Source organism: Martinezella paranaensis (assembly GCF_014200235.1).
GTDB classification, from domain to species: domain Bacteria; phylum Pseudomonadota; class Alphaproteobacteria; order Rhizobiales; family Rhizobiaceae; genus Rhizobium; species Rhizobium paranaense.
Map to the genome: position 1 here is coordinate 359,124 of NZ_JACHBI010000002.1, position 21,169 is coordinate 380,292.

The window sequence follows — 21,169 nt, forward strand, 5'->3', positions numbered from 1 at the left end:
CGGAGCGCCGCCTTGCTTTTATGACCTTGGGAGGATCGGTCTTCAGGCTATGTGTTGAAGCCCGTTAGTTGATACGGGCTTCGATTGCCTTCGGGGCCTCAACCGGCTCGGCAGCGATGGAGATACGACGGGGCTTCATGGCCTCGGGAATGTTGCGCAACAGATCGATGTGCAGCAGACCATTCTTCAGCGAAGCCGCCTGGACCTCGACATGATCGGCAAGCTGGAAGCGACGCTCGAAGGCGCGCTTGGCGATACCGCGATAGAGATATTCGCTAGCCTCGGCCGGCTCTTCGCTCTTTTCACCCTTGACCTGGAGAACGTGGGCATGAGCCTCGATGCTCAGTTCCTTTTCATCGAAACCGGCGACGGCCATGGTGATGCGATAGGTGTTCTCACCGGTGCGCTCGATGTTGTAGGGCGGATAGGTCTGAGCCTGATCCGGCTGCGCAAGGCTGTCGAGCATAGTGAAAAGACGGTCGAAACCGACGGTGGAACGGTAAAGGGGAGAGAAGTCTACGTGACGCATGTTGTCCTCCTGTGAGCGACGATTGCGATTTGGTTTTGCCCCCGCGACCCCGCTCTGGGCGGCCTAGGGACGGTTACGCGAGCCCGTTTGGCACCCGCAGAATGGAGATGGTGATCGCTTTTCAGCAGTTCAAGACCCTTGCCAACATCTCTCGATTTTCAAGAAAATCCGCGTGAACCGCAGATGAACGGCCGGTTCGGGACCCGTTCAGGCTGGTGGGACTACCAATGAGGTCATCGGATGCATTCACTGTCCGATGACTGAAGTGTATCGTCCCTTCTTCTTCAGTCCTTGCTAGGCCGGCGACGCGGATCTCTCTATCTCCGCAAGCCGGTCTTTTTTTCTGGCCGCTAGCGCAGCAATTTCAGCGAACCGGTGAGCGATTTCACCCATTTCGAAGGTCCCGCCAACCCCAGGCCGTCGATCGCCTCGCCGGCAAGATCGCGATCGGGGAACGTCGCCTCATACTCCCTGTAGTTGTGCAATGAGCGGGCGAAAGCGGAAAAAGGAACGACCGCGCGGTCGTCCTGCTGCGACAAGGCCTTCAGCAATAAGGATGTGATTGTCTCCGCATCCGCCTGCAGCACCGGAACCGGCATGTTCGAGCTGATGTCGATGATGCGTGCCTCTCGGTCAGTCAATTGCCGCGCCGCAAGCGCGGGAAACTTCGCACCCAATCCGATCGAGATCGCACCGACGGTGTTGGCGACCAGCCCGAGCGGGAGTGCGGGATTGACGACAATGGCAAGACGAATATCGAAAAGCATGGAGACCTACGGCTGTTGAGACTGTGCGCTCAGAGAATATCTCCGATATCCGGGGTAATCTTGCCTTTCATTGCTGCTTATGCCGATATTATGGTAAACTCTACCAGATTTCTCCGAATACAAGGTCGAATATGCCTTACACACTTGAGCCCATCGATTTGCGAATCCTCGGAGCGCTCCAGAAGGACGGGAGGCTGACGAATCAGGCGCTTTCCTCCGAAGTCGGGCTCTCGACATCGCCATGTTGGCGGCGCGTGCGCCAACTGGAGGAAACAGGCGTGATTCAAGGCTATACGGCCACCCTGGACAGGCGCCAGATCGGGCTTGGCGTCCTCGCCTTCATCAGGGTGAAGATCGACAGCCACAGCGAGGCCGAGGCCGAGGAATTCTCATGCGACGTATTGAAGCTGAGCGAAGTCGTGGCGTGCTACAGCATCGCTGGAGACGCGGATTTCCTACTGCAGGTCGTTGCCGAAGACCTCGACAGCTATGCGGATTTCGCCATGGCGGTGGTGCGCCACCTGCCACGCATCAAGGAGATGCAGACAACCTTCGTGCTGAAGGAAATCAAGCCTTTCAAGGGTTTTCCGCTGGATGTCGGGCAGCGATAACGGTCCAAGACATGGACGCTGGGTGACGCAAGATTACCGGTCAAGGCTTGGTTGCGGCGCATGTCCCGCAAGCCCTTTACGTTTAGAGCGAGGCTATCCTATTCTAGAAGGGTGCCTGCCCACCCCGGGGTATTGAATGTCGACGCTCCCTTTCTCGAAGATTTCTGAGCCCGTTAACGCGCTGCTCGTCGCCGTCGGCCTCGTGACCGTAGCTGCACTCACGACGCCGGGCGTGAGCGGACAGACCAGGCTCATTCTGGAAATCCTGCTTGCCGGCATCTGGGCTGTCTACGTCCTGCAGCTGATCGAGACGCTGATCGTGCACCGGACAAGGGCCGTTCGCGACAGAGTACCGGAAATTGCCGTCGATCTGCTCGCCGTTCTGGTCCCCTTGGCTGCGTTCCTGTTCGTCGGCGGGCGCGACCAAAGCCTCTATTGTGCGATCTGGCTGCTGAAGCCGCTGCGCGGTTCGACCTTCTTTCGGCTGCTGGGCAGGGTCCTGAGTAAAGAAGCGCGCAATCTCCTCGGCGTCACCTCGATCTTCGGCATCGTTCTGTTCGGTGCTGCGCTTGCCGCCTATATCATCGAGCGCGACGTCCAGCCTGACAAGTTCGGCAGCATTCCTCTGGCGATGTGGTGGGCGGTGGTCACGCTGTCGACTACAGGCTACGGCGACGAGATCCCGCAAAGCTTCGCCGGCCGCGTTCTCGCCGGGCTGGTCATGATGAGCGGTATCGGCATCTTTGCCCTCTGGGCCGGCATCCTAGCCACCGGCTTCTACGAGGAAGTCCGCCGCCAGGACTTCGTGCGCAATTGGCAGTTGGTTGCTGCCGTACCGCTGTTCCAGAAGCTTGGTTCTGCCGCGCTCATCGAGATCGTGCGGGCGCTGCGGCCGCGCATCGTACCGGCCGGCGCCGTCATCTGCCGCAAGGGCGACACCGGCGACCAGATGTACTTCATCGTTGAAGGCCGCGTCACCGTTGCGACACCACACCCGGTAGAGCTAGGCTCCGGCAGCTTCTTCGGCGAGATGGCGCTGATCAGCGGCGAACCACGCTCCGCGACCGTCAGCGCTGCTACTGAAGTCTCACTCCTCTCGCTTTATTCGGCGGATTTCCAGATGCTGTCCAGCAGCAGCCCGGAGATCGCCGACATCATCCGCAAAACCGCACTCGAACGACGCGGCACGACGCCGAAGGCTTGACACAAGCGGCACTGCCAACAAACCAGTTGCAATTCCCTGCACCTACGCTATCCCCTTGAGAAAGGCATTCCCTTCAACGAGGCGCGACATCGTCATGGATTCGATCCTCTATTCCACACCAGACAATCCGGTGCCGGAAAACCGCACCGAAGGGTTCTTTGAGACATTTGACGGGCGCAGGCTGCGCTATGTCGTCTTCCGCTGCGAACAGCCAGTCGCCAAAGGCACCGTGGTACTGCTGCAGGGCCGCAATGAGTTCATCGAGAAATATTTCGAGACGATCCGCGACCTGACCGCCAAGGGATTGTGGGTCGCGACTTTCGATCTACGCGGCCAGGGCGGCTCCGAACGGCTGCTGAAGGATCCGCTGCGCGGACATGTCCGTCGCTTTTCCGATTATGAGCGCGACCTGACCGCCTTCCTCGACAAGATCGTGCTACCGGATACGCGCCTGCCGTTCTTCGTGCTGGCGCACTCGACCGGCGCGCTGATCGCGCTATCAGCGGCGCCGCGGCTTGCGAGCCGGATCGAGCGCATGGTGCTGTCGGCGCCCTTTGTCGGTCTCACCGGCCAAGGTGTCTCGCCCGGCCTCGTCCGCTTTATCTCCGGCACGGTCTGCGCGCTTGGTCTCGGCCGGATGCAATTCAGCAAAAGAATCAGGGAAAAGCCCTTCCCGGAAAACCCGCTAACCACGGACGAACGCCGTTATCGGCGCAATCTCGCCATCGCAACGGCCTATCCCCAGCTCACCCTCGGGCCGCCGACGGCCCGCTGGCTACTGGAAGCATTCCGCACCATCGATCGCGTCAATACGCCCGAGCATCTCTTTTCCATCGCCATCCCGACGGTGCTGATCGCGCCGACCCGCGACGGCGTCGTGCCCTATGCCGACCAGGAACGATTGTCTCGCTATTTCCGCGCAGCGCAGTTCGTGCCCGTCCACGGCGCGAAACATGAAATCCTGCAGGAGCGCGACGTCTACCGCAACGCCGCACTCGCCGCCATCAACGCCTTTATCCCCGGCAGCGACGCCGAGGCGAATACGGATATGGCGGGTGTCGGGATTTAGCGCGCGATCTCGAATCACGCGCAACGAGAATATCTGACGCTTTTCGGACGCTCGATCGGGTGGCTATCGCGACAGGATCGCCCTTGCCTGATCATAGACCGCGCGGCTGCCGGCAGCGATGATCGTGCCGCCCATTTCCGGCCGACCGCCGTCCCAGGTGGTGATGATACCGCCCGCCTGTTCGATGACCGGGATGATGCCGCCGACATCGTACGGCTTCAGCGAACTTTCGATGACGAGATCGACGTGACCGGCCGCGAGCAGCGCATAGGCATAGCAATCCGTGCCATAGCGGAACAACCGCACCTGGCTCTCGATCTCGCGGTACTTCACCAGCTCCTCGTCGACGAAGATATGCGGCGAGGTGGTGAAGAGAACAGCATTCGACAGGCTGCCGCAGTCGCGAACCTGCAGCCGCTTTTCGCCGTCCGGGCCTGAATAGGTCGAGCCGTTGCCATCGGCGAAATAGCGCTCGCCGGTAAACGGCTGATCGATCATGCCCATGATAGCGCGGCCGTTTTTCTGCAGGCCGATGAGCGTCCCCCAGACGGGAACGCCGGAAATGAAGGCGCGGGTGCCATCGATCGGATCGATCACCCAGACATGCTCTCGGTCGAGGCCGACATTGCCGTGCTCTTCGCCCAGGATGCCATGGTCGGGAAATTCCGTCTCGATCAAGGCGCGAATCGCCTCCTCTGCGGCGCGATCGCCTTCCGTAACAGGGTCGAAGCCCTGCGCCTCCTTGTTGACCACATCAACGCCGGCGCGAAAGCGCGGCAGGGTCTCAGCCTTGGCCGCCTCGGCCAGACGATAGAAAAAGGCGCGATCAGGAAGCATGGTGAATCCGGATAAATGACGGGGCGGGCGAAGTCATAGCGCATAAACTCGGCGAAGCAAACCAAATGCCGATGCGAGAGGCGGATTGCCCGGAGATGAGGCAGAAATCCGATAATTGCCTAAATATTTTGCACCGCAATAATCTGCTTGACATTTGTGCAATGCAATAGCAACATCTCCCTACAGTCTTCTGACTGTAAATACCCTCCTTGGGTGTTTCCTCCCTAGACTTAGCCGCGCCACAAGCGCGGTTCTTTTTTTGTCAGGGTTAGGGTGAGGGGCTAGGCACCAGGGCGCGGCAGCAGAAAACATGCCTGACCATAACCATAGCCAAACGTTTCCACAGGGCTTATTCGCCTGAAAGGTCCGAGATAGCCCCTCATCCGAGGCGTCGACATTTCGCCTTGCTCAATGTCCCCGCCCCACCTTCTCCCCGCCCCTTCGGCAAGCTCAGGACGGGGGCGAAGGGGCTTTGCCCTATTCCGCCGCCAAAGCGGGATCGCCGGCATAGGATTCCACATGCTCGGCCATACGCTTCATGAACAGGGTGATGGCGGCGGCGACAGCACCGAAATCCGACCGCTTCTCCAGCGTCGTTTCATCAACATAGAGCGAGCGGTTGACCTCAATCTGCAGGGCATGAAGCCCGCGGGAGGGGCGGCCGTAGTGCTCGGTGATGAAGCCGCCCGCATAGGGTTTATTGCGCACGGCGTTGAAGCCGAGTTCGTCGAGGATCTGCATGGCGGCGCGCGACAGGTCCGCCGAAGCGCTGGTCCCGTAGCGGTCGCCAAGGATGAAATCGGGTCGCATGTTGCTGCCGGCGATTCGGATATTGCCCGGCATGGAATGGCAGTCGACGAGGACGCCGAAGCCGAATTTGACATGGGTGCGGGCAATCAGCCGGCGCAGGGTCGCATGATAGGGCTTGTAGATCGTTTCGATACGATTGAGCGCATCCTCGACCGGCACGCGGCGGGCATAGATTTCCATGTTTTCGGCGACGATGCGCGGAATGGTGCCTAAGCCGCCGGCGACTCGCAGCGAATTGATATTGGCATAGGGCGGCAGCACGCCGTCGAACATGCGCGGATCGAGCTCATAGGGCTCACGGTTAACGTCGATATAGGCGCGCGGAAAATTGGCGAGCAGCAGCGGTGCACCGAGAACGCTTGCCGCTGAAAACAGTTCATCGACGTAATGATCTTCCGAGCGACGAATGGCGATGCCCTGCAGGCGGGACTGAGCGATGAAATCCGGTGGATAGATGCGACCGCTGTGAGGCGAGCTGTAGACAAAGGGAATTGTCTGAGAGACGGGCTCCGATACCTCGAAAATCTCGAAATTACGCATTTCTGCGGACATCAACGTCTTTACCATGTCAACAACTTGTCGCAGCATCCATGTTGCCAGTTGCTCGCCCGCAAGTCCATACTAACTTAAGCAAAATGGCCTTATACAAAGGGCCGCGACCGAAATGTCCGAAAGCACGATCCCGAGACATGCGAAGCGGCCTCGGGTGCGTTTGTGCTGCAACGGACGAACAGAACGGCTTTGTCCTGACCGATCATTCACCGCTTGTTTACGGCCAACGACTAAGTTGGACGCTGGACAAGTCCAACACGACAAAAGTTGATTAGCGAACAGATGATGACCCAGAAGATACTCCTTGCCGAAGATGACAACGACATGCGTCGCTTCCTTGTGAAGGCGCTGGAAAAGGCCGGCTACAAGGTCTTGTCCTTTGACAATGGAGCAAGCGCCTATGACCGGCTGCGCGAGGAGCCCTTTTCGCTGCTGCTGACCGACATCGTCATGCCTGAGATGGACGGCATCGAATTGGCGCGCCGCGCCACCGAGCTCGATCCCGACCTGAAGGTGATGTTCATCACCGGCTTCGCCGCCGTGGCGCTGAACCCTGATTCGAAGGCACCGAAGGATGCCAAGGTGCTTTCCAAGCCTTTCCACCTGCGCGAGCTGGTCGACGAAGTGAACAAACTCCTTGCCGCCTAAGGCTTCTGGCGGCAACGTCACAAAACCGAAAAAAAGCCTATTGACGGCCACCAAGGTTTTGTGATCTATGCGCCGCCATCGGATGGGCGTGTAGCTCAGCGGGAGAGCACTACGTTGACATCGTAGGGGTCACAAGTTCGATCCTTGTCACGCCCACCATCCAGTTTTGAAAAAGGCCTTTCGAGAAATCGAGAGGCCTTTTCTCATAATTCCCCTAGGCTCAGAAAACCTTCCCCCTATCCGACCTACAAACCAAGTTTTCGTGACCCGTGCGGCTTCCAGCGTTCCGTCTGGGAATTAAGAAAATGACTAAGAAATCTAGCCTTTTGTTCAGCGCCTTGTGCATGAGATCACAGGCGCCTGTTTGTCGAGCGAACGAAAAAGCCCCTATCCGGTTAGGGATAGGGGACAGTTACCATGAAGTGCTCGGTTTCAATCGTCGGAGGACGTCCGACCTGTTTGAATTAGAACATGATAGTGTCTTGAATGATATACGCCCTTCGGCTTGGCCAATACGGCCTGTTTGGCGATGATCCCTACTTCCTTATCGCTCTTTTCGGGAATTTCTCGTGTCATTCACCGTTTTGAAGATCGGCGGTGATCTGCGACTCTGCCGTTTATGACGGAACATCTCAAAGGCTTAAATTCACCTCAACTTGCTCGCCGAACCCACTCAGCTTGACTATGAGACGGTTGAAGACATTCCAAACGAGAAAAGCGCCCTTCCCGGCTGGGAAAAGGCGCTTCCTATGCAAAGATGCATGTGGGCGTTCAGCGATCCAGGAAGTGCTGGAATACCGCCGTCGTCGGATAAGCGTGGACGCCGCGGTCTACGAAGCTGTGCCGATACAAACATGCTCTCAATGCCAGGATGTACATGCTGCTGTTCGGATCGGGTGATCCCCGAGACCAGGAATAGGCTTCCGGTTCGCAATACTGCAGAGCCCTATCGTATCTCGCTAGAAGCACCGGATCGCTATCGGCGCGGATACCTTGGTATGACTGGTAGTTCGAGGGCGCTTCGCCTGCGGAGACGCAAGCGAAGCTTAAGATGGCCCCTAACGCTAACATCATTCTCATTTGTTTTGACCTCTCGCTCATGGCGTATCGAATTCTCGATCGCACGGGTTGAGAATAATGGTCTTTTCTTCGATATCCAATCACATGCTGATGTTCAGCGCTCGAATGCATCGCCGGCGGGCGAGATGAGCAAAACTTCGCCACAAGTCGCTTGACTTCCGATCGCTCTGTCACACTACTGTCATGCTAAAGCATTGATCGTACGGGAGGACGAGAATGGCCGTCGTGAAGAAGCAGTTCTACAAAAACCATAAGCCCAACGGCGACGAATATATGTTTCACCTCGCCCGAGACACCGACAGCGGCGAGGTCTTCGTCATTCGCCAATCCGATTATCTCGTCGATGGCGGCAGCGAAAAGAAGATGACGCTCTACGAATTCCTGGCCGGCGGCGGCAATCGGCAGAACGCTCTGCTGCAACTGATCGGCACCCTCGTACCGGAGTGACGGGCGCCGCCCACACCGGCGCGTCAGCAGTCGGGGATTGACTGCCACATTTCCATCGGCAAACCTGTGGAGGCTTTAAAAGGACTCCATTCATGCGATTCGCAGGCCTTGCTATTGGATTGACAGTGATGACCGCTACGACGGCTGCCGCCGCACAGAATTTTCCGGCGCCCGGCGCGGTAGTGGTTAGCGGAACATGTTCCAAGCTCGTCGTCGGCAAGCTCGATGCCTCGAAAGGCTGCAAGGGTGAGATCGCCAGCGTGACGGGACCGGACGGCTCGGTAACCTTCATCTTTTCATCGGGCGGCAAGATGCTTGGCTTCCAGGGCGATGGCCGTGGAATCAAGCCCGGCGAGAAAAAGGGCACCGCGCAATTGCCGATCGAGGTCATATCCACCGGTGCAGGCAACAAGATGACCGGCCAGGTCGGCGCCAAGGGCACCTGCACCTTCGCCAATCCTTATGCCGGCAAACCTGTCGCGATCGAATGCTCGGCGAAATCGACGGAGCTAAGCTTTACCGCCAGCTTCCTGTCGAATGGCAAACCGCCACGCGGCAAATAGGCAAAGCTTCGCCCGCTCCGGGCCTCTGACCCGGAACCTCGGAAAACCTTCGGCTTCCAACTTTTATTTTGAGCGGCCTTTATTTTTCCCGCCGTGATTGGCATCGCCTGGTGCCTCTCGCGACAGGTCCGCGCCGCTGACATGGGCCGGCACATGAACATCTTCATGGGTCGCAGGCTGCAGCGTCAGGTCGACATTGTGCGGCGGCAATACCTGCACCTGACGCACGACATTCGGGCGTGCCCGCTTCTGCCGAGCCATGTCCGGCTTCTGTTCTTTCGGTCTATGATGGATGGGATGGGGGCTCATGAGAGGTCCTCCTTGTCCGCTGCTCTCTATCCGACAATCAAACCCGCTCTGGGATCTGCCTTGCAACGGACATCGCCCTGCCCGCCTGAAGGCCAAACGCGCCTCTTTCCCGTTTGGTTCCGGAAATTTCTATCCTGGTGATGAGGGCAGCATCGAACCGTCGCGGCTCTTGACGGGCGCCACAATTTCACTAACTAATGGTGGCATCTCCGCGCCTTCTGACATCGGCTGCGGATTGAACTTTGGTGCCGGGCCCCTCTGGCGAGAGTTTTAACGGCGCTCTCGCGATGTCGGTACCGCCTGCAGATGAGCCGGCGGATTTCTTTTCATGAATACCCTGACCATGCCTCGCACGCATGCCGTCTCTGGCATGCGACTATGCCTCGCGTCCGGATACATTTTTTCCGCTTTTGAGGAGGTGCGCCCATGACGTCCTCTTCCTCCAAATCCATGCTCGGCTATTTCGGCTGGGCCTTCATCGTCACCATCGCAGGTCTCATCCTGGGCGGAGTGCTCGGCTGGAACATGACCGGCACTTTCGGCGGCTTGGCAACGGCCTTTTTCATCTGCCTGGTGCTGGCCGTGCTGGAAATATCGCTTTCGTTCGACAACGCCATCGTCAATGCCAACAAGCTGAAAGAGATGACGCCAGTCTGGCAGCATCGCTTTTTGACCTGGGGCATCGTCATCGCCGTCTTCGGCATGCGCATCGTCTTTCCGCTGGCGATCGTCGCGATTGCCGCCCACATCAATCCCTGGGAAGCGCTGAAGCTCGCAGCGGCCGAACCGGAGCAGTATGCCGCGATCATGCATGACGCACATCTGCCCATTGCCGCTTTCGGCGGGACCTTCCTGATGATGGTCGGCCTCACCTATTTCTTCAATCACGAGAAGGATGTGCACTGGATCGCCTTTATCGAAAAGGCGATGGCGCATTTCGCCACCGTCAAGGGCATCGAGATCGCCTTCGTGCTGATCCTCGTTCTGATCTTCACCTCCCTGCTCGATGGCGACGATGCGACCACATTCCTTTATGCCTCCGTCTATGGTCTGCTCACCTTCCTTCTGGTGGAGGTCCTCAGCGGCTTTCTGGATGCCTCGCAAAAATCGATGAGCGCTGCCGCGAGAGGCGGCCTCGGAGCCTTTCTCTATCTGGAAATCCTCGATGCGAGCTTCTCCTTCGACGGTGTCATCGGCGCTTTCGCACTCACCCAGAACCTCTTCATCATCGCCATCGGGCTCGGCATCGGCGCCATGTATGTGCGCTCGATGACGATCATGCTGGTGGAAAAAGGCACCCTCGCCCACTATCGCTACCTGGAACACGGCGCCTTCTACGCCATCCTGATTCTTTCGGGGATCATGTATGTCCAAACGCTCATACATATTCCGGAAGTTATCACCGGTCTCGGCGGCGCGGCTTTGATCGGTATCTCGCTCTGGTCTTCGATCCGTTACAACAAGCGCAACGGTGCCGAGCATGGCCCGGCCGATGAGGAGCCCCGCGATAGAGCCGAAGCCTGATCAATGATCCAAAGCAGGTCGCGCAAAGCTGTGCAGCGATCTGCGACAACGACAGCGAAAACCAAGGATCTAAAGCGTAAGGAGCGAATCCCAGAGATCGACATGCGCTTTAGGTCGTTGCCGCTACGTCTTTCGGTGGAAAATTCCCACAACACGGATTTGGTCCCTCAACCGAAGCATGACTGTGTCTATTAGAATTTCCCAACTAAGATCAGCGAATGTTCGCAATCGACGGCAATTCGCACTGGTGTTTTCCTGAAAAATATCGCAATGGCGAAGTTCAGTTGTTTAGGGGACGAACGTGGCGATCGCATATGTTGCAGATGCCCGCGAGCGGTCCCGAGTGAGTATCTAGGAGAGAGGCAGATATGGCAGCCAAAATCGTCCCAGTGATCATGGCCGGAGGCAAGGGAACACGGTTGTGGCCGCTGTCGCGCGCTTCTGCACCGAAGCAGTTCATCCAATTCATCGGCGACAAGACGCTCTTTCAGAACACGCTGGAGCGCGTGGCTGATCCTGAGCTTTACGAAGCGCCGATCGTCCTCACCAATGAAGAATTCCGCTTTCTCGTCGCCGAACAGGCCCGCGAGCTGGATTTGAAGCTTGCAGCCGTGCTGCTCGAGCCGGTCGCCCGCAATACCGCCGCCGCCGTTGCCGCCGCCGCTGCGCTCGTCACGGAGCTTTTCGGCAAGGACGCAATCATGCACGTCCTCGGCTCCGACTATGAGATCGACGCCAACAAGACCTATTATGATTGCGTGCGCGTGGCGCGCGATACCACCCTACAGGGCAAGCTTGTCACCTTCGGCATCACGCCGACCGAACCAGCGACTGGCTACGGCTATATCGAAAGCGGCAAGGCGCTTTCGACCGGCGCCCATGCCGTCAAGCGCTTCGTTGAGAAGCCTGTCTTGGAGAAGGCCCAGGAGATGGTTGCAAGCGGCAGCTTCTACTGGAACTCGGGCATGTTCATGTTCTCCGCCGCCCAGCTTCTGGACGAAATGAAGGAATATGCGCCCGACGTCGAAAAGGCGGCCGGCAAGGCCGTTTCTAAGGCAACCCGCGACCTCGACTTTACGCGCCTGGATAGTGACACCTTCTCCAAGAGCCCCGACATCTCCATCGACTACGCCCTGATGGAAAAGACCGCCAATGCGGCCGTCGTTCCCTCCCCCTTTACCTGGTCCGACCTCGGTAGCTGGGATGCAGTTTGGAAAGTCGGCAAGCGCGATGAAAGCGGCAACGTCTCGGCCGGCGCCACGACTCTGGTCAACACCAAGAATTCGCTTGTGATGACCCACGGCCTCCATGTTGCCGTCCAAGGGCTTGAGGATGTCGCCGTCATCGCCAGCGAAGACGCCGTCTATGTCGGCCATCTCAAGGACAGCCAGGAAGTCGGCAAGCTGGTCAAGCTGCTCGCCAGCCAGAAGACGACGGCCAAGCTCACCGAGACCCATCCGACGTCCTATCGCCCTTGGGGCGGCTACACCTCGGTTCTGAACGGCGAGCGTTTCCAGGTGAAGCGCATCTTCGTTCTGCCCGGCAAGAAGCTGTCGCTGCAGAAGCACCATCACCGTTCGGAACATTGGATCGTCGTCAAGGGCACGGCAGAGGTGACGGTAGGCGAACACGTACAGATGCTGCGTGAAAACGAGTCGGTCTATATCCCCCTCGGCGAAGTGCACCGTCTTTCCAACCCCGGCAAGATCCTGCTGGAGCTGATCGAAGTGCAGACGGGCTCCTATCTCGGCGAAGACGACATCATTCGCCTGGTCGATGAATTCGGCAGAAGCTGAGATCTTCGACAGTATCGATTTCAAAGCGGTGGGTGAAAGCCCGCCGCTTTTATTTTGCACCCTATGAATGGGCCTGATTGAGCGCCGAGACGCCTTGCATTCTTCCGCTGCATTGCACACACTGCCGGCGGGAACAGCAAATGCCGCACAACGATGCGAGCTAGGCAAAGAGAAAATATGGCGATCAAGGCAAGCATTTATCATCTCACCCATTATAAATACGACAATCCGGTCCGCCTCGGCCCTCAAATCATTCGCCTGAAACCTGCTTCACATTCCAAGACACGCGTCCTCAGCCATTCGCTGAAGGTGACGCCATCCAATCATTTCGTGAATCTACAACAGGATCCCTACGGCAACTATCTCGCCCGCTTCGTCTTTCCCGACCCGGTGACCGAGTTGAAGATCGAGGTCGATCTCGTTGCCGACATGACCGTCTACAATCCCTTCGACTTCTTCGTCGAAGAGGAGGCCACCAAGTGGCCCTTCGATTATCCCGAGACCATTCGCGACGATCTGTCGATCTATATGGAGCCGGAGGAGCCAGGGCCACGACTTGCGGCTTTCCTTTCAACCCTCGACCGCTCGGAGCAGCGCACCGTCGACATGGTCGTCGGCCTCAATGCACGACTGCAGCACGAGATCGGCTATGTCATTCGCCTGGAAACCGGTGTTCAAACGCCGGAAGAGACGCTGGAAAAGGCAAAGGGGTCCTGTCGCGACACGAGCTGGCTGCTCGTCCAGGTTCTCCGCCATCTCGGCCTCGCCGCCCGCTTCGTCTCCGGCTACCTTATCCAGCTCACACCGGACCTGAAGGCGCTGGACGGCCCCTCGGGCACGGACTACGACTTTACCGACCTGCATGCCTGGGCCGAGGTTTATCTTCCCGGTGCAGGCTGGGTTGGCCTTGATCCTACATCGGGTCTATTGACCGGCGAGAGCCATATTCCGCTCGCCGCCACACCACATTACCGTAATGCTGCGCCGATCTCCGGCGGCTATTTCGGCGAGGCCGAGACCGAATTCGATTTCGACATGAAGGTCACCCGCGTCGCCGAGCATCCGCGCATCACCAAGCCCTTCTCCGACGAAAGCTGGGATGCGCTGAACTCGCTTGGGGAAAAGGTGGATACCATCCTCAAGCAAGACGACGTGCGCCTGACCATGGGCGGAGAGCCGACGTTCGTTTCGATCGACGACTTCGAGTCCGACGAATGGAATACCGCCGCAGTCGGCCCGACTAAGCGCGAAAAGGCCGATACGCTGATCCGCCGCCTGCGCGAGCGCTTCGCGCCGAACGGCTTCCTGCATTATGGCCAGGGCAAATGGTATCCCGGCGAAAGCCTGCCGCGCTGGACCTTCTCCCTCTATTGGCGGCGCGACGGCCTGCCGATCTGGTCGAACCCAGACCTGATTGCCAATGAAGGTCGCAACTACAGCGTCAACGAGGATGATGCCGGCCGCCTGCTGACGGCTATTGCCGGCGAACTCGACATCGAACCGGACTATGTGGCGCCCGCCTTCGAAGATCCGGCCGAATGGTTGGTCAAGGAAGCGAACCTGCCTGACAATGTCGATCCGTCCAACTCGAAACTGAAGGACCCGGAGGAACGCTCGCGCATGGCCCGCGTCTTCGAGCGCGGACTGACGCGGCCGACGGGCTATATTCTCCCCATCCAGGCCTGGAATGCGCGCGCCAGCGGCCGCCGCTGGGTCAGCGAGAAGTGGCACACGCGCCGCGGCCGCATTTTCCTCATGCCCGGCGACAGCCCGGTCGGCTATCGCCTGCCACTGAACTCGCTCGGCTGGATACCGGCATCGCAATACCCGTACATTAACCCGATGGACCCAACGATCCCGCGCGAGGCGCTGCCGGATTACGGTGCGGACAAGGGTCGGCCATTGCAGACCGCTCACTTCCAGCCCTTCGCTGGCCAGCAGCCGATCATGCCGCAATCCATCGATGAGATAGGCGGCTATGTGCGCACTGCCATCAGCGTCGAGCCGCGCGACGGGCGCCTCTGCATCTTCATGCCGCCGACGGTCAGCGTCGAGGAATACCTCGACCTCGTCGCCTCCGCCGAGCGCGCCGCCGCAGCCCTGAACCTGCCTGTTCATATCGAAGGCTATGCGCCGCCGCAGGACGAGCGCATCAATGTCATCCGCGTCGCTCCCGACCCCGGCGTCATTGAGGTGAACATCCATCCGGCATCGAGCTGGAAGGAAACCGTCGATATCACCACGGCGATCTATGAGGAGGCGCGGGCCAGCCGGCTCGGCACCGACAAGTTCATGATCGACGGCCGCCACACCGGCACCGGCGGCGGCAACCACGTTGTCGTCGGCGGCCGCAACACCATGGACAGCCCTTTCCTGCGCCGTCCCGATCTGTTGAAGAGCCTAGTACTGCACTGGCAGCGCCATCCCTCGCTATCCTATCTTTTCTCCGGTATGTTCATCGGGCCAACCAGCCAGGCGCCGCGCATTGACGAAGCCCGTCACGATAGCCTCTACGAGCTGGAAATTGCGCTGGCCCAGGTACCGGCACCCGGCCGCGGGCTGCAACCACTCCCATGGCTGGTGGATCGCCTCTTCCGCAATCTCCTGACAGATGTCACCGGCAACACCCACCGCTCGGAAATCTGCATCGACAAACTGTTCTCGCCGGATGGACCGACGGGACGCCTCGGCCTCGTCGAATTCCGCGGCTTCGAAATGCCGCCGAACGCGCGCATGAGCCTCGCCCAGCAATTGCTGGTGCGCGCCCTCATCGCCCGCTTCTGGCGCAATCCGATCGACGGCCGGTTCGTGCGTTGGGGCACGACGCTGCACGACCGTTTCATGCTGCCGCATCATATCTGGCAGGATTTCCTCGATGTGCTCGCGGATCTGCGGGAAAACGGCTTCGACCTTCGTCCCGAATGGTTCCAGGCGCAGCTCGAATTCCGCTTCCCCTTCTGCGGGGAGGTCGAATACGAGGGCAGCAAGCTGGAACTGCGCCAGGCGCTGGAGCCCTGGCATGTCATGGGCGAAGAAGGCGCGATCGGCGGTACCGTCCGCTATGTCGATTCATCGGTGGAACGGCTGCAGGTACGGTTCGAAACCAACAATCCCTCGCGCTACACTGTCACCTGCAACGGCCGCGCCGTGCCGCTGACGCCGACGGGCATGTCGGGCGTCTCCGTTGCCGGCGTCCGTTACAAAGCCTGGCATCCGGCTTCGGGCCTGCATCCGGTTCTGCCGATCGACACGCCGCTGACCTTCGACATTTATGATACGTGGTCGAAGCGTTCGATCGGCGGCTGTATCTACCATGTTGCTCATCCGGGCGGCCGCAACTATGACACCTTCCCTGTCAACGGCAATGAGGCGGAAGCGCGACGTCTTGCGCGATTTGAACCTTGGGGGCATACCGCGGGCGGCTATAATCTGCGCACAGAATCAGTGTCGGCGGAATTTCCGCTGACGCTCGATCTGAGGCGGCCGATCGGAGTTTGAAACGGGCATACGCATGGGGAAGAAACCAGCGACGGAACGGCGTGACGAGGTAAGGGCTGGCATCGGCAACGATCCGGCCTTTGCCTATTCCGCTTTGCCCGGCGTCGCCGACGAAATGGTCGACAATACCGGGGCGGTCCGGCCGGTCTGGCAAAATCTGCTCGCCGCGCTCAGCCGCATGCCGGAAAAGGACCTTCTGGAGCGCTTCGCCCGCGCCGACCGCTATCTGCGCGACGCCGGCGTTTTCTACCGCGCCTATGGATCGACCGGCGTCAGCGAACGCAACTGGCCAATCTCCCATATTCCCGTTCTGATCGACGAGCGCGAATGGCAGACGCTCTCGGCCGGCCTGCGCCAGCGCGCCGACCTGCTCGAAGAGGTCATTGCCGATATCTACGGCGACAACAGGCTGATCAACGAAGGCTTGCTGCCGCCGGCGCTGATTGCCGCCAATCCGGAGTTCCTGCGGCCACTCGCCGGTATCAAGCCCGCGAACGGTCACTATCTCCACTTCCTCGCCTTCGAGATCGGCCGCGGTCCGGACGGCAATTGGTGGGTGCTGGCCGACCGCGCCCAGGCGCCGTCGGGCGCCGGTTTCGCGCTGGAGACCCGCGTTGCTACCACGCGCGCTTTCTCTGATATCTACGCAGAGACGAAAGTGCACCGTCTCGCATCCTTCTTCGGCGCCTTCCGCGATGCCTTGCAGGGCGTGAAGCGCGGCGCATCCGACCGCATCGCCGTCTTGACGCCGGGGCCGGCCAACGAGACCTATTACGAACACGCCTATATTGCCCGCTACCTCGGCTTCATGTTGCTGGAAGGCGAGGACATCACCGTCGTCAACGATCAACTGATGGTGCGCACCGTCGCAGGCCTGAAGCCCATCAGCGTGCTCTGGCGCCGCCTTGACGCATCCTATGCCGACCCGCTGGAGCTCAACCAGCAATCCCATATCGGCACGCCAGGCATGGTAGAGGCGCTGAGGGCGCAGACCGTCACCATCGTCAACGGGCTCGGTTCGGGCATTCTGGAAACTCGCGCGCTTCTCGCCTTTTTGCCGACCATCTGTCGGCATCTGCGTGGCGAGGACCTGAAGCTGCCGTCGATCGCCACCTGGTGGTGCGGACAGAAGGCCGAGCGGGAGCATGTCGCCGCCCATATCGAAAAAATGGTGATCGGCCCGGCCTATTCCTGCATGCCCTTCTTCGACGACAACGGCCAGTCGGTGCTGGGCTCGACGCTGCGCACCACTGCCAAGGAGTCGATTGCAGACTGGCTAACGACGGACGGCCACAAGCTGGTCGGCCAGGAGGTCGTGACGCTCTCGACTACTCCTGCCTGGGTAAACGGCAAGCTGCTGCCGCGGCCGATGAGTTTGCGTGTCTTCGCCGCCCGCACCGAAAACGGCTGGCAGATCATGCCGGGCGGCTTTGCCCGCATCGGCAGCGGCGACGATGTGGCCGCCATTGCCATGCAGTCCGGCGGTTCCGCGGCCGATGTCTGGATCGTCTCCGACAAGCCTGTCGAGCGCCACACGCTGCTACCGACCGAAGAGACCTTCACGCGCAACATGCCCGGCAGCCTGCCGAGCCGCGCCGCCGACAATCTCTTCTGGCTCGGCCGCTATATCGAGCGCGCCGAAGGGGCCTTGCGCATCCTGCGAGCCTGGCATGGGCGCTTTGCCGAAGCGGCCGATCCCACCCAGCCGCTGCTCGCCAATGTCAGCACCTATCTGGCAGCCGTCGATATCGACACCAGGGAACCCGTACCGGAAAGCCTGCTGCGCAATATCGACAGCGCCGTCTATTCCGCCAGCAACATCCGCGACCGCTTCTCGCCGGACGGCTGGCTGGCACTGAACGATCTCGCCAAGACTGCCCGGCGCTTCAAGGAAAAGATCAAAGCCGGCGACGACGCCAGCCACGCGATGACGATTCTCCTGCGCAAGCTCGCGGGCTTTGCCGGTCTCGTGCACGAAAACATGTACCGTTTCACCGGCTGGCGCTTCCTGTCGCTCGGCCGCTATATCGAGCGTGGACTGCATATGACGCGCCTGCTCGGTTATATGTCCGGCCCTGAGGCGCCCGACGGCGCGCTCGACATGCTGCTCGAAATCGGCGACAGCGTCATGACCCATCGCCGCCGCTACAACGTCAATACCGCCCGCCTGACAGTGACCGATCTGCTGGCGCTCGATCCGCTCAACCCGCGCTCGATTCTTTTCCAGATGAACGAGATCCATCGCGAGGTAGAGCAATTGCCGAACGCCTTCGTCAACGGCCAGATGTCGCCCTTCTACCGCGAAGCCATGCGGCTGCATTCGGGCCTTGCCGTCATGACGCCGGAGACGATGAACGACGAGGTCTACAAGCGGCTGGAACGGGAGCTAGAATCTCTCTCCGACCTCCTCGCCCAGACCTATCTCGGATGATGTGATGCTCTACGACCTGTCGCTGCACATGGGCTATATCTACGACGTACCGGCCAGCGGCGCTCGTCATATCGTGCGGGTGCTGCCGCTGTCTCTGACCAACCGCCAGCGCTTGATTGCCGGCTCGCTGAAGGTCACCCCGCATCCGGACGAGCAGTCGAACTTCACGGATTTTTTCCAGCATCCCGCGACCTCGATCCTGGTGCGCAATCCGCATGAAAAGCTCGATATCCGCATGCAGGCGCGGGTGCAGGTGGAGAGCCAGCCGGTTTCCGCCGACTTCTCGCCCGTACTCGCCAAACTGCCGGAAGAGTTAAGCGATTGCTGGTCGATCGAGCCATCCTCACCACATCATTTCATCGGCACAAGCCCGCGTCTGCCGGAGACGACCGAGATCACCGACTATGCCCGGCAATGGGCGACGACCGGTCTGACGGTAATGCAGATCGCCCACGCCGTCTGCGCCCAGATCCATAAGGATTTCGTCTACGACCCCAAGGCGACGACGGTCGACACCACGCCGAAAGAGGCGTTCCGCCTGAAGCGCGGCGTCTGTCAGGATTTCACGCATGTGATGATCATCGCATTGCGCAGCCTCGGCATCCCGGCCGGCTATGTCAGCGGCTTCCTGCGCACCATTCCGCCGCCGGGCAAGGAACGCCTGGAAGGGGCCGACGCCATGCATGCCTGGGTGCGCATCTGGTGCGGTGAAACGGCGGGCTGGATCGAGCTCGATCCGACCAACAATATCCCTGCCGGAACAGACCATATCGTCGTCGCCTACGGCCGCGACTATTCCGACGTCGCCCCTGTTATCGGCGTATTGAAGAGCTATGGAACTCAAAAGACGGTGCAAGCCGTCGACGTCATTCCATTAAAGCAGTAATTTCGAATACAACCCTAAATCGGAAATATTCGCGTCATTCGCTAAAAGTCGAATGATCATCTCAACGCCGCCCTTAGAGTTTTCGCCCACAGTCGCAGTCCTGGGGCTTATTCTTTTTGGGCGGACGTGATGATCACTTGTTCGGGCAAATTTCGTGGCATTCAACATCTTTTGCGTGATCGTGCTGGCAATTTCGGCATATTGACCGCACTCGCTATTCCCGTCCTCGCCGCCGCTGCAGGCGTCGCGGTCGATGTTTCCAACATGGCGGTTACCAACAGCCAGCTACAGGAGGCGACCGATGCTGCGGCGCTTGCTACGGCAACGGCGCTTGCCAATGGTAGTGCGACAACATCCAACGCTCAGCAACTGGCCGCTAACTTCGTGACCGGACAGATGTCGAACTATCTTGCCGGCGATACGAGTGCCGCCAGCGCGCTGAAGGCCGGCACCACCGCAACAGTGACGAAGACGACCGATTCTTCGGGCAATGCCAGCTATTCCGTCGTCGTGAACGCGTCTTATGCCATGCAGGTGAACGGCATGACACGCATGCTCGGCTTCACCACGATGAACGTCGGCGCGTCGAGCAGGTCCGCCAGCGGCAACGATCCAGCGCAAACTCAAAAGAGCCCGCTGTCCATGTATTTCGTTCTCGACCGTTCCGGCTCGATGGACGAACCAACCGACACCGTCAATGCGCAACAGCCGACGACGACCTACACATATGCCTGCACGACGACCAACTCGAAGGGCAAGACTGTCACCAGCACCTGCACAGGTACGCAGCCCAATTACTACACGAAGATCCAATCGCTGAAGATCGCGACCGCGAACCTGGCGACGCAATTGAACACCGCCGATCCGAACAGCATGTATGTTCGCACCGGTGCCGACTCCTATAACTCCAACGCCCAGACGCCGACGGCGCTTGCCTGGGGCACCAGCGGCGTCACCCAATATGTCAACAACCTGACGGCAAGCGGCACGACGAACTCGGCGCCCGCATTCACGGCTGCGGTGACCGCCCTCACAATGGCATCGACGACGCCTGGGCTCACGAACGAGCAGTTGCAGCATAAAAACAAGAACGGCCAGACAAACCCGTCCACATACATCGTCTTCATGACGGACGGCGATAACAACGTGGCAAGCGCCGACACGAACACCAAGGCTCAATGCGATATCGCACGCAACGCCGGCATCCACGTCTATACGATCGCCTTCATGGCGCCAGCAAACGGCCAAGCTCTGCTGAAGTATTGCGCAACATCAGCCGCCGATTACTTCACACCGCAGAATGCCGCAGACCTGTTCAACGCCTTCTCGTCAATTGCTACACAGGCGTCAAAGAAAATGACGCTTCTGACCAAATAACAACCGGTGCGCGAAGCACCGGAAGCCACAAATAGATCGTAAAAAACGAAAGCCGCCCAGAATAATTCGGGGCGGCTTTCGCTTGTTAACTAATCCGCGGATAAGAGCCGGAAAAACAATCGGAATCAAGTCTTTTTAGCGCTTTGAGGGCGTTTGCCCGGTATTTTCGCATCTGCCTAATTCACTTGTTGCAACGCCTTTACATCGGTGCATAAACTGCTAGGTAAAGGC

General features: G+C 59.4%; 18 protein-coding genes and 1 tRNA gene. 13 read left to right on the forward strand and 6 right to left on the reverse strand.

The window, feature by feature from the left end; all coding sequences use genetic code 11:
* Positions 1-64: 64 nt before the first annotated feature.
* Together GGD50_RS07760 and GGD50_RS07765 are read right to left on the reverse strand one after the other, a co-directional pair.
* On the reverse strand, positions 65-529 hold the full coding sequence (locus GGD50_RS07760; RefSeq protein ID WP_107109200.1) for an Hsp20 family protein: 465 nt from the start codon (positions 527-529) through the stop codon (positions 65-67).
* Between the two features lie 350 nt (positions 530-879).
* A complete protein-coding gene (locus GGD50_RS07765) occupies positions 880-1,296 on the reverse strand; it encodes a DUF2000 domain-containing protein (RefSeq protein ID WP_107109201.1) in 417 nt (138 codons plus the stop codon).
* A 131-nt stretch (positions 1,297-1,427) separates the two neighbouring features.
* On the opposite strand from GGD50_RS07765, the gene GGD50_RS07770 reads away from it, so the two are divergent.
* The 3 genes from GGD50_RS07770 (at position 1,428) to GGD50_RS07780 (ending at position 4,180) form a co-directional block, all read left to right on the forward strand.
* Positions 1,428-1,907 (forward strand): Lrp/AsnC family transcriptional regulator, encoded by a 480-nt coding sequence (locus GGD50_RS07770; protein WP_107109202.1) that lies wholly within the window; start codon positions 1,428-1,430, stop codon positions 1,905-1,907.
* Between the two features lie 136 nt (positions 1,908-2,043).
* Positions 2,044-3,111, forward strand: a complete 1,068-nt coding sequence (locus GGD50_RS07775; protein ID WP_107109203.1) for a cyclic nucleotide-gated ion channel — start codon at positions 2,044-2,046, stop codon at positions 3,109-3,111.
* 94 nt (positions 3,112-3,205) lie between these two features.
* The gene (locus GGD50_RS07780) at positions 3,206-4,180 is read left to right on the forward strand and encodes an alpha/beta fold hydrolase (RefSeq protein WP_107109204.1); all 975 of its coding nucleotides are present in this window, start codon (positions 3,206-3,208) and stop codon (positions 4,178-4,180) included.
* Positions 4,181-4,243: 63 nt separating this feature from the next.
* Here GGD50_RS07780 and hisN read toward each other — a convergent pair whose 3' ends face one another.
* Positions 4,244-5,017: a histidinol-phosphatase gene (gene hisN / locus GGD50_RS07785; protein ID WP_107109205.1), complete on the reverse strand. Its 774-nt coding sequence runs from the start codon at positions 5,015-5,017 to the stop codon at positions 4,244-4,246.
* 477 nt (positions 5,018-5,494) lie between these two features.
* Entirely contained in the window at positions 5,495-6,379 is an 885-nt protein-coding gene (locus GGD50_RS07790; protein WP_107109471.1) for an N-formylglutamate amidohydrolase, read from the reverse strand.
* Between the two features lie 285 nt (positions 6,380-6,664).
* Between GGD50_RS07790 and cpdR1 the strand changes: the two genes are divergently transcribed.
* Both cpdR1 and GGD50_RS07800 read left to right on the forward strand, forming a co-directional pair.
* Positions 6,665-7,027: a response regulator CpdR1 gene (cpdR1, locus tag GGD50_RS07795; RefSeq protein WP_004117561.1), complete on the forward strand. Its 363-nt coding sequence runs from the start codon at positions 6,665-6,667 to the stop codon at positions 7,025-7,027.
* 84 nt (positions 7,028-7,111) lie between these two features.
* Positions 7,112-7,186, forward strand: a tRNA-Val gene (locus GGD50_RS07800).
* Positions 7,187-7,798: 612 nt separating this feature from the next.
* Here GGD50_RS07800 and GGD50_RS32705 read toward each other — a convergent pair.
* A complete protein-coding gene (locus GGD50_RS32705) occupies positions 7,799-8,107 on the reverse strand; it encodes a hypothetical protein (RefSeq protein WP_107109472.1) in 309 nt (102 codons plus the stop codon).
* Between the two features lie 216 nt (positions 8,108-8,323).
* Here GGD50_RS32705 and GGD50_RS07805 point away from each other — a divergent pair, with 216 nt between their 5' ends.
* Entirely contained in the window at positions 8,324-8,554 is a 231-nt protein-coding gene (locus GGD50_RS07805) for a hypothetical protein (protein ID WP_107109206.1), read from the forward strand.
* Between the two features lie 92 nt (positions 8,555-8,646).
* The gene (locus GGD50_RS07810; RefSeq protein WP_107109207.1) at positions 8,647-9,117 is read left to right on the forward strand and encodes a hypothetical protein; all 471 of its coding nucleotides are present in this window, start codon (positions 8,647-8,649) and stop codon (positions 9,115-9,117) included.
* A gap of 63 nt (positions 9,118-9,180) precedes the next feature.
* Here the strand turns inward: GGD50_RS07810 and GGD50_RS07815 are convergent, their stop codons facing one another.
* On the reverse strand, positions 9,181-9,426 hold the full coding sequence (locus GGD50_RS07815; RefSeq protein WP_107109208.1) for a hypothetical protein: 246 nt from the start codon (positions 9,424-9,426) through the stop codon (positions 9,181-9,183).
* Between the two features lie 426 nt (positions 9,427-9,852).
* Here GGD50_RS07815 and GGD50_RS07820 point away from each other — a divergent pair, with 426 nt between their 5' ends.
* The 6 genes from GGD50_RS07820 to GGD50_RS07845 all read left to right on the forward strand — a co-directional run bounded on the left by GGD50_RS07820 (position 9,853) and on the right by GGD50_RS07845 (position 20,938).
* A complete protein-coding gene (locus GGD50_RS07820; RefSeq protein ID WP_107109209.1) occupies positions 9,853-10,950 on the forward strand; it encodes a DUF475 domain-containing protein in 1,098 nt (365 codons plus the stop codon).
* Positions 10,951-11,318: 368 nt separating this feature from the next.
* The gene (locus GGD50_RS07825) at positions 11,319-12,746 is read left to right on the forward strand and encodes a mannose-1-phosphate guanylyltransferase/mannose-6-phosphate isomerase (RefSeq protein ID WP_107109210.1); all 1,428 of its coding nucleotides are present in this window, start codon (positions 11,319-11,321) and stop codon (positions 12,744-12,746) included.
* Positions 12,747-12,923: 177 nt separating this feature from the next.
* Positions 12,924-16,244 (forward strand): transglutaminase family protein, encoded by a 3,321-nt coding sequence (locus tag GGD50_RS07830; RefSeq protein ID WP_107109211.1) that lies wholly within the window; start codon positions 12,924-12,926, stop codon positions 16,242-16,244.
* A 13-nt stretch (positions 16,245-16,257) separates the two neighbouring features.
* A complete protein-coding gene (locus GGD50_RS07835) occupies positions 16,258-18,675 on the forward strand; it encodes a circularly permuted type 2 ATP-grasp protein (protein WP_107109212.1) in 2,418 nt (805 codons plus the stop codon).
* Between the two features lie 4 nt (positions 18,676-18,679).
* Positions 18,680-19,561, forward strand: coding sequence for a transglutaminase family protein (locus GGD50_RS07840; protein WP_107109213.1), 882 nt, complete (start codon positions 18,680-18,682; stop codon positions 19,559-19,561).
* 129 nt (positions 19,562-19,690) lie between these two features.
* Positions 19,691-20,938, forward strand: coding sequence for a vWA domain-containing protein (locus tag GGD50_RS07845; RefSeq protein ID WP_107109214.1), 1,248 nt, complete (start codon positions 19,691-19,693; stop codon positions 20,936-20,938).
* Positions 20,939-21,169: the final 231 nt, after the last annotated feature.